Here is a 14,443-nt window from a genome sequence, read left to right as displayed (position 1 = left end):
CTGCCCGGTCTGCCGATGAGCGGCATAAAGATAAGGGTCATGTGAAACGAAAACGCGAGGAGTAGGTATGGGTATTTTATCCTGGATTATTTTTGGCTTGATTGCGGGGATTTTGGCTAAGTGGATTATGCCCGGTAAAGACGGCGGCGGCTTTATCCTGACGGTATTGCTTGGGATTATTGGTGCAGTTGTGGGCGGCTATATCAGCGTTTTCTTTGGGTTTGGTCGAGTCGATGGCTTCAACTTCGGCAGCTTTGTGGTGGCCGTGGTCGGCGCAATTGTCGTGCTGTGGGTGTACCGCAAGGTTCGGGGTTAATGCGGTATCCGTTGCCCCTGTTCAGGGGCAACATGCTTCTTCTTTATTCCTTTTCTACGTAACTTTTCTACATCATCTACATCATCTACATCATCTACATCATCTACATCATCTACATCATCTACATCATCTACATCATCTACGTCTTTAATGCGTCACGATACTATCCAGCGCACGCAGGTGCGCTGGCTGCCACGACAAGTTGATTTCGGTACCGGTCTTCCAGTGCGGTTGGATCTCGCTGGCGGGGAGTTTCACCATAAACTGCGGCTGGCCAGCCACTTCAGTCATCATTCTGACGTGATCGCCCAAATAAATGAATTGCTGAATTCGAGCGCTGACCTGCTGCATCCCGATATCGACGTGAGGCGCATTGACGTGAATGCGTTCCGGGCGAATACAGAGCGTAATCTTTCGGCCCGGTGAACTGGGACGAACTTTTAGCGCCCGCAGCGAGGTACCGTCGTCCAGCGTTACCCGATAGAACGCGCCTTCGGCTTCGGCGCGAGTGGCGATCAGCGTATTGTTTTCGCCGATAAACTGCGCGACAAAGGCGTTTTCCGGTTTTTCATAGATATCGCTAGGGCTGTCCATCTGCTGGATCACGCCATCGTTAAATACGGCGACGCGATTGGACATCGTCATGGCTTCGCTCTGGTCATGGGTGACGTATACCACGGTTAATTCCAGCGACTGATGCAGCTCTTTGATTTCCAACTGCATATGTTCGCGAAGTTGCTTATCCAGCGCACCGAGCGGTTCATCCATCAGCACCAGCTTGGGTTCGAAAACCAACGCCCGCGCCAGCGCCACGCGCTGCTGTTGACCGCCGGACATCTGTGCAGGGTAGCGATCGGCCAGATTGGTGAGTTTTACGCGATCCAGTACCCGATCCACCTTCTCTTTGATGTCGGCACGATTCAGACGACGGATAGACAGCGGAAACGCCAGATTTTCCGCCACGGTCATGTGCGGAAACAAGGCGTAGTTCTGAAACACCATACCGATATCGCGCTGGTGCGGCGGAAGATGGTGCAGCGGCGCATCACGCAGCAGGATTTCTCCCTGCGTCGGGGTCTCAAACCCGGCGAGCATCATCAAACTGGTGGTTTTTCCCGAGCCGGATGGCCCAAGCAGGGTCAGAAATTCACCTTCACGGATATCCAGATTAAGGTTTTTGACGATCAGGCGCTCGCCGTCGTAGGTCTTCTGAACATTCCTGAAACTGACGTAATTTCTCATTTTTACTCTCCGGCAGTCACTGTTATTCATAAGAATGCATAAACCATGCCGGATGCTTAGCAAGCAGGGACCAATGGGCTAAAACGTGGTTGAATACCCTAACCGATGCGCCGGAATAGGGCGTGCTGGTGGCGGATATCACCGTAATGGTGCGGATCGGCCCGTCTGGAAACGGAGGCGATCAGGCGTCGGAATGTCGCGAATTCAGTGCCTGAATACATGCCACAATCACGGCAAATGCCTGTGTCATTTGGTTCTCTTCCACGCTGGCGTAGCCGAGTAATAAACCACGCTGCGGGGTGGGTTGCAGGTAGTAACTGGAAAGCGGTTTTACCATCACGCCGCGGCGCAAAATCTCGGCGCTCAGCACGACGTCATCGATATGGGAAGGCAGGATGAGCAACATATGCAGCCCGGCGTTGCTGTTATCACCGACATAATCCGGGCCCAGATGCGTTTCAATCAATGACGTCAATAACGCGCGGCGGCGGGCATACAGCAGGCGCATGCGACGGATATGCGCGGCGTAGTGGCCTTCGCGGATAAATTCCGCAAGCGTTGCCTGCGTTAGCCAGCGTCCGCCCCGATAGAGTTCGGAATGCGCCGTTTTCAGGGCGTGCGCCAGCAGCGGCGGCAGTACCATGTAGCTGACGCGCAGGCCGGGGTAGAGCGTTTTGCTGAATGTCCCGATGTAGATCACCGGGGACTGCGTTTGTAGCCCTTGCAGGGCGGGGATCGGGCTACCGGAAAAACGGAATTCGCTATCATAATCATCTTCGACTACCCAGCAGCCGTGTTCCTGCGCCAGTGCCAGCAGGCGCTGGCGGCGCGTCAGGCTCATCACCGCGCCCAACGGATACTGATGTGACGGTGTCACGCAAATCAAGCGCGGGACGGCTCCGGGAGACAGCGTATCCGGCGGTGCCAGCCCTTGTTCATCGACATTGACTGGCGCAACGCGCAGGCCGTTAATCGTCAGGACATTACGAATTCCCCAGTAACAGGGATCTTCAATCCACGCCAAATCACCGGGGTTACACAGCATTTTAGCGAGCAAATCCATCGCCTGATGGGTGCCTTCGATAATCAGAATTTGCTCCGGCGTGCATTCCACGGAACGGGCAACGCGCAGGTAATCCACGAGTGCGAGTTGCAGTTCCGGGCAGCCGCCAACCGGGGAATAGGAAAGCTGTTCAGGGCGTATACGTCGAGTCAGGCGGGTCTGAATCCGTCGCCATAAGTCATGCGGAAAACTGGCGATATCGGGGATGCCCGGCATAAACGCGCCCCATTGGCGAGCGGAAGCGCCGGCATAACCCAACAGGTGAATACCGCGACGCGAGAGTTCATGTTTGGGATCGCGGAGTTCACCGGGATTCTCGCTGTTTACCGGCAGCATATTGCCATCGGGCAACTGTTGCGTGACGAAGGTCCCGCTTCCTTTACGTGCTTCGATATAGCCCTCAGCCAGTAGCTGTTCGTAGGCCGTCAGCACGGTATTACGCGACAGAGACAGCTGCTGCGCCAGATCGCGCGATGACGGAAGACGCCGGCCGGCGGCAATCACGCCATCGAGAATGGCCAGCCGGATGCTGTCGTACAAACGTTTGTTTAGCGCCCCGTTCTGCTGGCTGGCTAAACGCTGGAGCAATAAGTCGGTCAGGAGCGAGCGCAAAAGTGGATCCTTAAAATATTCAAAACTGGCACTGGATTATAGAACCATCTCGCGTCTAAATGACACCATCATCTTCAACGACTAACCGATGTGTTTGGGATACCGGAGCAGACCATGAAGAATAGTGAACTGAATCAACGCCGTCAGGCTGCGACACCACGTGGCGTCGGCGTCATGTGTGATTTCTATGCTGAGCGGGCGGAAAACAGCACCCTGTGGGATGTTGAAGGACGCGAGTTTATCGATTTCGCCGCCGGGATTGCGGTACTGAACACCGGCCATCGCCATCCGAAAATCGTCGCCGCGGTTCGCGAGCAGTTAGATCGCTTTACCCACACGGCTTACCAGGTTGTGCCTTACGGCAGCTATGTCACCTTGTCCGAGCGTATCAATGCGCTCGCGCCCATTGACGGCGATGCGAAGACGGCATTCTTTACCACTGGCGCGGAAGCGGTGGAAAACGCGGTGAAAATCGCCCGTGCCTACACCCGGCGGCCCGGCGTGATTGCCTTCAATGCCGCTTTTCACGGTCGCACGCTGTTGACCATGACGCTGACGGGCAAAGTGGCGCCTTATTCGACAGGGTTCGGGCCGTTCCCCGGCTCTATTTTTCACGCGCTTTATCCGAATGAACAAGATGGCATCACCGTCGAACAGGCGCTGGAAAGCGTTGAACGCCTGATGCGCACCGACATTGCCGCCGATCAGGTTGCGGCGATTTTGCTGGAGCCGGTGCAGGGAGAAGGCGGTTTCCACATTGCGCCGCCCGCCTTCATCCACGGTTTGCGCAAGCTGTGCAACGAGCATGGCATTCTGCTGATCGCCGACGAAGTTCAGACTGGGTTTGCCCGCACCGGCAAGCTGTTTGCTATGGAACATTACGCAGAACAGGCCGATCTCATCACGATGGCGAAAAGCCTCGGCGGCGGCTTCCCGATCTCCGGCGTGGTTGGACGTGCAGAGGTGATGGATGCGCCAGCGCCGGGCGGGCTGGGCGGTACTTATGCCGGTAACCCGCTGGCGGTGGCGGCGGCGCTGGCGGTACTGGATGTGATTGAAGAAGAGCACTTGTGCCAACGGGCGCGGCGTCTGGGCAATGCGCTGGTGGATACGCTGGAGCAGATCAAAGGGCGGTGTCCGGCACGGGTGGCCATCCGGGCGCAGGGATCCATGGTGGCGGCAGAGTTTAACGATCCGTCTACCGGTAAACCTTCGGCAGAGATAGCCCGTCAATGCCAGAAAAGTGCGTTAGACGCAGGGTTGCTGTTACTGACCTGCGGCGTACATGGCAATGTGATCCGCTTCCTGTACCCGCTGACGATCCCTGACGAACAATTCAACCAGGCTTTGAACATTTTGACACGCGTACTCACACGATAAAAAAGGAACCCTACAATGGAACAGCATGTACAACTCAAACAGCAAACGCTCTTTCGTCAGCAATGTCTGATTGACGGAGACTGGCAAGACAGCCAAAACGGTGAACGCCTGAGCGTGACCAATCCGGCGACGGGCGAGGTGCTGGGTCACGTACCATTAGTGACGTTGTCACAAACCGAACAGGCGATTGCGGTCGCAGAGCAGGCTCTGGTTGAGTGGCGTAAGAAGACGGGCAAGGCGCGTGCCGCGTTGTTACAGGCATGGGCGCGCCTGATTATGGAAAATCAGGCGGATCTGGCCGCGTTGCTGACGGCGGAACAGGGAAAACCGCTGGCGGAAGCGCAGGGGGAAATTGCCTACGCGACCAGCTTTATCGACTGGTTTGCTGAAGAGGCGAAGCGTATTGAAGGCAGCGTGCTGCAATCGCCGCAAGGACAGCAGCGACTGATGGTGATTAAGCAGCCAATCGGCGTCTGCGCGGCGATCACACCGTGGAATTTCCCGGCGGCGATGATTACCCGTAAAGTTGCGCCGGCACTGGCGGCGGGCTGTACGATGATCGTTAAACCGGCTGAACAGACGCCGTTTACCGCACTGGCGCTGGCTGATCTGGCTCAACAGGCGGGGATCCCGCGCGGCGTGTTACAGGTGATTGTCGGCGATGCGCAGTCGGTCGGCAAAGTGCTGTGTGATAGCCCGGTCGTGCGCAAGCTGAGCTTCACCGGTTCCACCGAGGTGGGCCGCATGCTGATGGCGCAGTGCGCGCCGACCGTGAAGAAACTGTCGCTGGAACTGGGCGGCAATGCGCCGTTTATTGTCTTTGACGATGCGGACGTGGATCAGGCGGTGAACGGCATTCTGGCCTCAAAGTTTCGCAACAGCGGGCAGACCTGCGTTTGCGCCAATCGAATCTATGTACAGAACGGTATTTACCCGGCGCTGGTTGAGCGACTGGTTGAAGCGGTACGCAAGTTGCACGTAGGGGAAGGCACCGAACCCGGTGTGACGCAAGGGCCGCTCATTGATGGCAACGCGGTCAGCAAAGTTGAACAGCATATTGCCGATGCGCTAGCGCATGGGGCAACGCTGCTGCTTGGCGGCAAACGCCATGAACGAGGGGGCACATTCTTCATGCCAACCATTGTCGGCGACGTGACGCGTGAGATGCGTTTCGCGCGCGAAGAAACGTTCGGGCCGGTGGCGCCGCTGTTCCGCTTCAATGATGACGCTGAGGTCATTGCGATGGCGAATGATACCGAATTCGGGCTGGCGGCCTATGTCTATACACGCAACGCGGTGCGTCAGTGGACGGTGCCGGAAGCGCTGGATTATGGCATGGTCGGCATCAATACCGGGCTGATTTCGAATGAGGTCGCGCCGTTTGGCGGGGTGAAGCAGTCCGGGCTGGGGCGTGAGGGATCGCGCTTTGGGATTGAAGACTATCTGGAAATGAAATATCTCTGCGTCGATCTTTCCTGATAATGCGTTCTCCCGAACGTTAGTAAGAAACGCGTGTCGGTAGCCGCTATCGACACGCATATACCGGACACGCAATGTGTTTGGATGGTGCAAGGGAATGGCGATTTGCACCACAACATGACAAAAATGGCGAAGTTTCATCAGGTATAGGAAAGCCGGATTTTTTTCACCACCGTTCCCGCCGCCGCTGTAGCAAAACATCAATAAAATCTTTGAATTGGCATAATTTATGCTCATATTTTTTGCGGGTTATGTTGATCCGTGATGCATCAACATGCGGTGCGCAAAAAATAGGGTATGCAGAATTGTGATACGCATTTGACCTTTACGTTGATTACCACTCCAGGAGCGAAACGATGTCCATACTCAATAACATATCCAAAGCGAAAGGCTTTTTTAACGGTCCGGCACTGAAAAAAGTGGCGGTCATGGCTTTTCTGGTGACGATGGCCTGCCAGGCGCAGGCGGAGTCCGTTACGGTGATTTCATTCGGCGGTTTAAACAAGGATGCACAGGATAAGGCGTTTTACAAACCGTTCGCCGCTGCTGGAAAAGGTACGGTAGAAGCCGGTGAATATAACGGTGAAATGGCGCGTATCCGGGCGATGGTGGAAACCGGGCAGGTGGGCTGGGACGTCGTAGAGGTCGAAGGCCCTGAGCTGATGCGCGGCTGTAACGAAGGCTTATTTGAGCCGCTGGACTGGTCAACGTTGGGCGATCAGGCCCAATTTGTCAAAGGGGCAGTCAGCGAGTGCGGCGCCGGAATTTTCCTGTGGTCAACCGTCTTGACCTATAACGCGCAGAAGCTGAAACAGGCGCCGAAAAGCTGGGCCGATTTCTGGAATGTGAAAGATTACCCCGGCAAACGCGCACTGCGTAAAAGCGCCAAATTTACGCTGGAAATTGCGCTGTTGGCCGATGGTGTGAAGCGTGACGATCTTTACACGGTACTGGCGACGCCACAGGGGGCCGAACGCGCGTTTAAAAAGCTGGATCAGATCAAATCAAACATTCAGTGGTGGGAATCCGGCGCACAGCCGTTGCAATGGCTGGTATCGGGCGATGTCGTGATGACGTCCGCGTATAACGGTCGCGTCGCGGCGGCACAGAAAGAAGGGCATGACTTCAAAATTGTCTGGGCTGACAGCATTTACGATTTGGATAGTTGGGCAATCGTCAAAGGCTCCAGGCACAAGGCGCTGGCGGAACGGTTTATCGCTTTTGCCAACCAGCCGGAAAATCAGAAAGTGTTTGCGGAAAATATTCCATATGGCCCAACGCACGTCAAAACCACCAGCCTGCTGGATCCTGCCATCGCGGCTAATCTGCCAACAGCGCCAGAAAATCTGGCACAGGCTTTGCAGGTAGACACGGCGTTTTGGATCGACCACGGTGAAGAGCTGGAACAACGCTTCAATGCCTGGGCTGCTCAATAAGGCGCAGTGATTGACTTTACGTGATGATGGAGAAAGAGCCTATGTCCCAAAGTGATATCGTCGCTGCTGCGCCCTCGGGTGGACTCGACGACGATTCGACGTTGAAACAGCAATTAGCAACCGCGCAGAAAGCCTATAAAAAACGCTCTCTGCTGCTGATTGCGCCGTTGTTTCTGTTTATCGTGGTGAGTTTTCTCTTCCCGATCACCTCGATTTTGGGGAAAAGCGTGTCTAACCCGGAATTGCGCGACAATATGCCACAGACCATTGCCGCGATGCGGCTTTGGTCCGGCAATAATATACCGGATGAAGCTGTCTTTCGGGCGCTGGTGAGTGATTTGCGCGATGCCCGCAGCAGCGGAAAACTGAGCACAATCACCAAACGTCTGGGATATGAAGGGGCGGATTACCGGACGTTGATTACCCGAACATTGCGTAAGCTGCCCGCTGAGGGCAGCAGCGATATTCGAGAGCAACTGATACGCGAGCAGCCGATGTGGGGGGAACTGGCGACCTGGAAAACCTTCGATCGCGCTACCCGACCTTTCACCAGCTATTACCTTCTGGCGGTATTTGATCATAAAGTCGATGCCACTACGCAGCAAATCGTCGCGCAGCCTGCCGATCAGGCGCTGTATGTGGATGTGCTGTTGCGCACGCTGGTGATGGCGGGCGTCGTCACGCTGCTGTGTGTCGGGTTGGGCTATCCTTTGGCCTATTGGCTGGCGAAACAGCCGTCTAACCGTGCCAACCTGTTGCTGATTCTGGTGCTGCTGCCGTTTTGGACATCGCTAATCGTACGGACGGCGAGCTGGATTGTACTGTTGCAGTCCGGCGGTTTGATCAACCGCTCGCTGATGAATATCGGCATCATCGATGAACCGTTGGTGCTGGTGTTCAACCGCATTGGGGTCTATATCTCCATGACCCACATCCTGCTGCCGTTCTTCATTCTGCCGCTGTACGCAGTAATGAAAGGTATTTCCCCGAACTATGTCCGCGCTGCCGTTTCGCTGGGCGCACATCCGTTTATCGCGTTCTGGCGAGTTTACGTGCCGCAAACGTACGCGGGCGTGACGGCTGGGGCGCTATTGGTCTTCATGATGGCGATTGGCTACTACATTACGCCTGCTCTGCTGGGCGGGCCGAGCGATCAGATGCTGAGTTATTTTGTCGCGTTCTTCACTAATACCACGATGAACTGGGGAATGGCGGCCGCGCTGGGTACACAACTGCTGATTATCGTCACGCTGCTGTATGTGGTGTACATCCGCGTAACGCGCACCAATGCGGAAGTCGCAGCACATTAAGCGCGATATTCATAACCTGATATTGGGGGGAGATAACAAATGAGACAGCAGGGTGAAGTGGTTATTCGTCTGTGGAACACGTTCTTTAATTTCTACGGGGCGGCGATGTTGTTGTTTCTGGTTGTCCCTGTTCTGGTGATTGTTCCGCTTTCATTTAATGCGGGTTCGTTTCTGAGCTACCCGCTGACGGGATTTTCCCTGCGCTGGTATCGCGAATTTTTCAACTCCAGCGAGTGGCTGGGGGCGTTGGGCAATAGCCTGCTCATTGCGCCGCTGGCCACGCTGCTGGCAACGGTGCTCGGCGTGCTGGCATCGGTGGGGCTGGTACGCGGAGAGTTTCGCGGTAAATCACTGGTGATGGCGGTACTGATTTCACCGATGATTGCACCCGTGGTGATTGTGGCGGTAGGGATGTTTTTCTTCTTTGCCAAACTGTCGCTGCTGAACAGTTATCTGGGGTTGGTGCTGGCGCATGCGATGCTGGGGGTGCCGTTCGTGGTCATTACGGTTACGGCAGTCTTGAAGAACTACGATCACAACCTGACGCGTGCCGCCGCCAGTCTGGGCGCCTCGCCGCTACTGGCTTTTCGCAAGGTGACGTTTCCGCTGATTGCGCCAGGTGTGTTTTCCGGCGCGCTATTTGCATTCGCGACGTCGTTTGATGAGGTGATCGTCACGCTGTTCCTCGCGAGTCCGCGCCAGCGCACGCTGCCGCTACAGATGTTTGCCGGCATCCGTGAAAATCTCGATCCGACCATCGCCGCCGCCGCGACCATGATGGTCGCGGCGGCACTTATCCTGCTGATCGTGATGGAAATCCTGCGCCGCCGCTCGGAACGGTTACGGAGTGGGATTTAAGATTGTACAAAATGGCTCAGGAGGTTCGGTATGACAACGCAAAAAACATTATTGTTGACCGGTGCCAGTCGGGGGATCGGGCATGCCACCGTTAAGCATTTCCATGCGGCCGGGTGGCGGATTTTCACCGCGTCGCGTCAGAACTGGGCTGAAGAGTGCCCATGGGCAGAAAAGTTGCTTAATCACATTCATCTCGATTTGGAAGATATCGATAGCTTGCAACAGACGCTGCCGCTGATTAAAGAAAAGCTGGGCGGTCGGTTAGATGCGCTGGTCGATAACGCAGGGATTTCGCCCAAAGGTGAAGGCGGGCAACGTCTGGGCGTGCACGAAACGGACTATGCGACCTGGCTGCGGGTCTTCAATGTGAATCTGTTTTCCTGCGCGCTGTTGGCAAATGGCCTGTTCGATGAGCTGAAAGCGTCGCAGGGTTGCGTCATCAATGTGACCTCCATTGCCGGATCGCGCGTTCATCCCTTTGCTGGCGTAGCCTATGCCACCTCAAAAGCCGCTTTGTCCGCGTTGACGCGGGAAATGGCGTTTGATTTTGGTCCGCACGGCGTGCGCGTGAATGCGATTGCGCCGGGGGAGATTGAAACCTCGATTCTGTCCCCCGGTACGGATGACATCATTGAACGGCAGGTGCCGATGCAGCGCTTAGGGAAACCCGAAGAGGTGGCAAGTCTGATCTATTTTCTCTGCACCTCCGGCGCGTCTTATGTCAACGGCGCGGAAATCCACATCAACGGAGGGCAGCATGTCTGACGGACGACCCACTGCGCTTTTTCCCGTGTTCCCATCATTTGTGTCCAATCAGCCAGTGTTTGCCGAGGCGGTATCGCATGACGACGATCTGATGACGCAGGCCGTGCCGCAGGTTTCCTGCCAGCAGGCATTGGCTATCGCGCAGCAAGAATATGGCTTATCCGGGCAGATGGCGCGGCTTCAGGGGGAACGCGATATCAATTTCTGCCTGACGGTCACGCCAGATGAACGCTATATGCTGAAGGTGATCAACGCGGCGGAACCTGCCGACGTCAGCGATTTCCAGACCGCGCTGCTGCTGCATCTGGCTCAACGAGCGCCTGAACTTTCCGTACCACGCATCAGGCTGACAACAGCGGGGCGGGCGGAAACATGCGTTGAGATCGATGGCGCACGGCTGCGCGTGCGGCTGGTGAGCTATCTGGCGGGTACGCCACAGCACCTGAACGAGCCTTCGACGGCATTGATGTCGCAGTTGGGAAGCACGCTGGCGCAGTTGGACAACGCGCTCTACGGCTTTACACATCCGGCGGCGAACCGTTCGTTGCTGTGGGATATCAGCCGCGCAGAGCAGGTGCGCCCTTACCTCGATTTCATTTCTGAGCGGCAACAGCATCAGCATCTTCGGCGTATTTTTGACCGCTATGACGGTTGCGTCGCGCCAGCCTTGACGACGCTGCGCCGCCAGGTCATTCATAACGATCTGAATCCGCATAACGTACTGGTAGAAGGGGCGTCACCGACGCGTGTGACCGGCATTATCGATTTTGGCGATGCGGTGTTCGCCCCGCTAATTTGCGAAGTGGCAACCGCGTTGGCGTATCAAATCAGCGATGGGACGGATCTGCTGGAGCATGTTATCCCCTTTATTGCTGCGTATCACCAGCAGAGGCCGCTAGCGCGAGAGGAGATTGTGCTGTTACCGGATTTAATTGCGACCCGCATGGCGCTGATCCTGACGCTTGCACAATGGCGAGCCTCACGCTACCCCGACAATCGCGAGTATCTGCTGCGTAATGTGCCGCGCTGTTGGCATCGCTTGCAACGTATCGCGGCCTATTCTCATTCGCAGTTTGTGACGCGTCTACAGCAGGTTTGCCCGGAGGTTGTGCAATGAATCAGAGAGAAACCCCTTCTGAAATCACAACGACAGCGGCATTGCTGGCGCGTCGTCAGCGGGTATTGGGCAGCGGCTATCGCCTGTTTTATGAAGAACCGCTGCACGTCGTGCGTGGAGAGGGCGTATGGCTGGTCGATCATCAGGGGAAACGCTATCTGGATGTGTATAACAATGTGGCTTCGGTCGGGCATTGTCATCCGGCGGTGGTTGAGGCGATGGCACGACAAAGCGCACAGCTCAATACCCACACGCGGTATCTACACGCTGCAATTGTCGATTTTGCGGAAGATTTGCTCAGTGAATTCCCCGCCGAATTGAATAACCTGATGTTGACCTGCACCGGCAGCGAGGCCAACGATCTGGCGTTGCGCATTGCCCGGCACACCACGGGAGGAACGGGCATTTTGGTGACTCGCTGGGCGTATCACGGCGTTACCAGCGCGCTGGCGGAGCTGTCGCCGTCGCTGGGGGATGGCGTTGTGCGCGGCAGTCACGTGAAGCTGATTGAAGCACCCAATACCTATCGTCAGCCAGGCGCGTTTATTACCAGTATTCGTGAGGCACTGGCGCAGATGCAGCAGGAAGGTATTCGTCCTGCTGCGCTGTTGGTGGACACCCTTTTTTCCAGCGACGGGGTGTTCTGTGCGCCGCAAGGCGAAATGGCGCAGGCGGCGGCGCTGATTCGTCAGGCGGGGGGGCTGTTTATTGCCGATGAAGTCCAGCCGGGCTTTGGCCGTACCGGGGAAGCGATGTGGTGCTTTGCGCGTCACGGTGTCGTCCCGGATTTGGTGAGTTTAGGGAAGCCGATGGGGAACGGGCATCCTATCGCCGGTCTGGTTGGGCGTTCCGCGCTGTTCGATGCATTCGGGCGGGATGTTCGCTATTTCAATACGTTCGGCGGCAATCCGGTGTCCTGCCAGACTGCCCATGCGGTACTGCGGGTCATTCGGGAAGAGCAATTGCAGCAGAACGCGCTGCGCGTGGGGCAATACCTGCGGCAAGGGTTACAGCGGTTGGCGCAGAATTTTCCGTTGATTGGCGATATTCGGGCTTACGGTCTGTTTATCGGCGTGGAACTGGTCAACGATCGTGAAAGCAAAGCGCCGGCAAGTGAATCGACGTTGCAGGTGGTGAATGCCATGCGCCAACGTGGCGTGCTCATCAGCGCAACGGGACCCGCGGCGAACGTGCTGAAAGTGCGTCCGCCGCTGGTGTTTCAGGAAGAACATGCCGATCTATTTTTAACCACGCTGCGTGATGTGCTGGCGGTAATCGGCTCCCACAGGGAATAGTGACTGACAGAGAACGCGATTACGGGTGCTGCGCCAACTGCACGGCATCATGCAGATTCAGACGCTGCCAGAAATTTTGCTCGCCCGTCTCGCCCGCTGCGCCAGAAAGCGGGTAGCCGTCGGGCAGCGCGGTTTTCGTCATCAGGTTTCTGCGCTGAGTCGCGGAGAGATGCGGCAGGACGGCGTCGAGCAGGACATCGGCGCCTTCGGGAACAATGGCGGCGGTCGGTGCGTGATGCGTCTGGGCCGGCAGGCCATATGTCATGGTGTAGCGATAAAATGTCTGCATTTGCGGCGCCGTGTAGGGATCATCCTGTGGCGCATTTTGGGCGCAGACGCTCAGCGAAGCGCCACACGCTTTTTCTAGCGCGCTACGCAGCTCCGCTTTGGCCTCTTCAAACAGCCGGCGGTAGCGCGAATCGTTAAGGTCGTGCGCCACGTTGCGTTCGGCAAGCATTCGCGAACCAATCACGTCCAGCGGATAATGGACGCCCAGCACAATACGCGAATAGCCATAGCGCGCAGCGCGATCGATCAACGGCACAAAGCGCTCAGGGATCATTTCCGCCAGCAGCAGGGCATCGGTATAACCGGTGTTGGTATGTCCACTCGGGAATGCGCCGCCGGAAGCCGTGTAAGGCTGGTTATCGCCAATCACGACGGTATCCGGCACCAGATGGAGGGTGTTATTCGGCTGGAGAAAAGGACGGGGATAGTTGAAGTGGCGTTTGGCTTCGGCGGTACTGATTTCAGAAGCCTTAATTAACGCCGCCGCTTTGCGCAGTTCGCCGCGATCATACGCGCCGATAAACGCATTAGCGAGTTTCGGACCCAGCGCGTCAGCCAGGAAATAGAGATAGTTGACCCCCTGGGCATCGACCAGCGCCTGTTCACGTTGTCCCTCGGTCGCGTCGCGATTAATGCGCGTGACGATAGCCGTATTCTTCTGCAAAACCTCGGCGGAAAGCGATGAGAACGATGCCAATAACGCAATACCTGCCTGCTGATTCGCGGTTACCGCGAAATCATAACCGCTGGCGCTCAGCCACGCGGTATCGGCCCTCTGCGCCGTTTGTGTCGCCGACTCCAACTGTTTACGGGTGATCTGCGGCGCATCCCCCTGGATCGCCTTACGCAGCGCGGACCGGATCGCGCGTTCCATTTCAATCACCTGAGGGCGATGGCTGGCCTGCGTGGTGGACTCGACGATGGCGCTGATTGTTGCACTGTCCGGCTGGGACGGAGCCGAAAATCCAGGAAGCGGTAACAGAAAGAGGCTGGCTATCGGTAATACCCGTACTACCGATAAGCTGCCGATCGCAGAGAAAACACGGGAATGGTCACGCATGGCGGCATCCTTTATTGAGAGAAGAAATGTTTGCTGAAGCGGGATCAGGCTAGGCGGTGGTTGTGACGGCAATGTTTCATGATATTTTTTGAAATGGTTATCAACGGATTGTCATCATTTATTTTGTTTTGCGACGGCGGGAAGGGGAAAAGGCGTATGAAGTCCGGGCCAACGTGTCGTCGTAAACGGAAAAAGCATAAAAAGATTCTAAAAAACAGAAAG

Annotated in this window: 12 protein-coding genes; 9 read left to right on the top strand and 3 right to left on the bottom strand. The window is 56.3% G+C overall.

Features of this window, described 5'->3' with window-relative positions; translation table 11 throughout:
* The first annotated feature begins 67 nt into the window (after window positions 1-67).
* Entirely contained in the window at window positions 68-316 is a 249-nt protein-coding gene (locus EDC54_RS10020; protein WP_132455741.1) for a GlsB/YeaQ/YmgE family stress response membrane protein, read from the top strand.
* Between the two features lie 147 nt (window positions 317-463).
* On the opposite strand, the gene EDC54_RS10010 is transcribed toward EDC54_RS10020, so the two are convergent.
* Together EDC54_RS10010 and pdxR are read right to left on the bottom strand one after the other, a co-directional pair.
* Window positions 464-1,558: an ABC transporter ATP-binding protein gene (locus EDC54_RS10010; protein ID WP_132455739.1), complete on the bottom strand. Its 1,095-nt coding sequence runs from the start codon at window positions 1,556-1,558 to the stop codon at window positions 464-466.
* Window positions 1,559-1,739: 181 nt separating this feature from the next.
* Entirely contained in the window at window positions 1,740-3,233 is a 1,494-nt protein-coding gene (pdxR, locus tag EDC54_RS10005; RefSeq protein ID WP_132455737.1) for a MocR-like pyridoxine biosynthesis transcription factor PdxR, read from the bottom strand.
* Window positions 3,234-3,347: 114 nt separating this feature from the next.
* On the opposite strand from pdxR, the gene EDC54_RS10000 reads away from it, so the two are divergent.
* From EDC54_RS10000 to EDC54_RS09965, 8 genes are all read left to right on the top strand, one after another.
* Entirely contained in the window at window positions 3,348-4,613 is a 1,266-nt protein-coding gene (locus tag EDC54_RS10000; protein ID WP_132455735.1) for a 4-aminobutyrate--2-oxoglutarate transaminase, read from the top strand.
* A gap of 15 nt (window positions 4,614-4,628) precedes the next feature.
* Window positions 4,629-6,092 (top strand): NAD-dependent succinate-semialdehyde dehydrogenase, encoded by a 1,464-nt coding sequence (locus EDC54_RS09995; protein WP_132455733.1) that lies wholly within the window; start codon window positions 4,629-4,631, stop codon window positions 6,090-6,092.
* A 356-nt stretch (window positions 6,093-6,448) separates the two neighbouring features.
* Entirely contained in the window at window positions 6,449-7,528 is a 1,080-nt protein-coding gene (locus tag EDC54_RS09990) for an ABC transporter substrate-binding protein (protein WP_132455731.1), read from the top strand.
* A gap of 41 nt (window positions 7,529-7,569) precedes the next feature.
* Complete coding sequence (locus EDC54_RS09985; protein WP_132455729.1) at window positions 7,570-8,838, top strand: ABC transporter permease; 1,269 nt, start codon at window positions 7,570-7,572, stop codon at window positions 8,836-8,838.
* A gap of 39 nt (window positions 8,839-8,877) precedes the next feature.
* Entirely contained in the window at window positions 8,878-9,696 is an 819-nt protein-coding gene (locus tag EDC54_RS09980) for an ABC transporter permease (protein ID WP_132455727.1), read from the top strand.
* Between the two features lie 30 nt (window positions 9,697-9,726).
* A complete protein-coding gene (locus tag EDC54_RS09975) occupies window positions 9,727-10,461 on the top strand; it encodes an SDR family NAD(P)-dependent oxidoreductase (RefSeq protein ID WP_132455725.1) in 735 nt (244 codons plus the stop codon).
* Window positions 10,454-11,578: a phosphotransferase gene (locus EDC54_RS09970; RefSeq protein ID WP_132455723.1), complete on the top strand. Its 1,125-nt coding sequence runs from the start codon at window positions 10,454-10,456 to the stop codon at window positions 11,576-11,578. Before EDC54_RS09975 ends, EDC54_RS09970 begins: the two co-directional genes overlap by 8 nt.
* Window positions 11,575-12,873 carry an aspartate aminotransferase family protein gene (locus tag EDC54_RS09965; protein WP_132455721.1) on the top strand — a complete coding sequence of 433 codons (1,299 nt, stop codon included), beginning with the start codon at window positions 11,575-11,577 and terminating at the stop codon, window positions 12,871-12,873. The genes EDC54_RS09970 and EDC54_RS09965 overlap by 4 nt, the downstream gene beginning before the upstream one ends.
* 19 nt (window positions 12,874-12,892) lie before the next feature.
* Here EDC54_RS09965 and EDC54_RS09960 read toward each other — a convergent pair whose 3' ends face one another.
* Window positions 12,893-14,221 carry an acid phosphatase gene (locus EDC54_RS09960; RefSeq protein WP_132455719.1) on the bottom strand — a complete coding sequence of 443 codons (1,329 nt, stop codon included), beginning with the start codon at window positions 14,219-14,221 and terminating at the stop codon, window positions 12,893-12,895.
* Window positions 14,222-14,443 lie beyond the last annotated feature (222 nt).

Source organism: Samsonia erythrinae, from assembly GCF_004342665.1.
Lineage (GTDB): Bacteria > Pseudomonadota > Gammaproteobacteria > Enterobacterales > Enterobacteriaceae > Samsonia > Samsonia erythrinae.
This window is presented reverse-complemented; position numbering and strand designations above follow the sequence as displayed.

Excerpts from the sequence above, each read along its gene's own strand:
- EDC54_RS10020 (WP_132455741.1), top strand. The coding sequence starts at position 68 with ATGGGTATTTTATCCTGGATTATTTTTGGCTTGATTGCGGGGATTTTG.
- EDC54_RS10010 (WP_132455739.1), bottom strand. The coding sequence starts at position 1,558 with ATGAGAAATTACGTCAGTTTCAGGAATGTTCAGAAGACCTACGACGGC.
- EDC54_RS10000 (WP_132455735.1), top strand. The coding sequence starts at position 3,348 with ATGAAGAATAGTGAACTGAATCAACGCCGTCAGGCTGCGACACCACGT.
- EDC54_RS09995 (WP_132455733.1), top strand. The coding sequence starts at position 4,629 with ATGGAACAGCATGTACAACTCAAACAGCAAACGCTCTTTCGTCAGCAA.
- EDC54_RS09990 (WP_132455731.1), top strand. The coding sequence starts at position 6,449 with ATGTCCATACTCAATAACATATCCAAAGCGAAAGGCTTTTTTAACGGT.
- EDC54_RS09985 (WP_132455729.1), top strand. The coding sequence starts at position 7,570 with ATGTCCCAAAGTGATATCGTCGCTGCTGCGCCCTCGGGTGGACTCGAC.
- EDC54_RS09980 (WP_132455727.1), top strand. The coding sequence starts at position 8,878 with ATGAGACAGCAGGGTGAAGTGGTTATTCGTCTGTGGAACACGTTCTTT.
- EDC54_RS09975 (WP_132455725.1), top strand. The coding sequence starts at position 9,727 with ATGACAACGCAAAAAACATTATTGTTGACCGGTGCCAGTCGGGGGATC.
- EDC54_RS09970 (WP_132455723.1), top strand. The coding sequence starts at position 10,454 with ATGTCTGACGGACGACCCACTGCGCTTTTTCCCGTGTTCCCATCATTT.
- EDC54_RS09965 (WP_132455721.1), top strand. The coding sequence starts at position 11,575 with ATGAATCAGAGAGAAACCCCTTCTGAAATCACAACGACAGCGGCATTG.
- EDC54_RS09960 (WP_132455719.1), bottom strand. The coding sequence starts at position 14,221 with ATGCGTGACCATTCCCGTGTTTTCTCTGCGATCGGCAGCTTATCGGTA.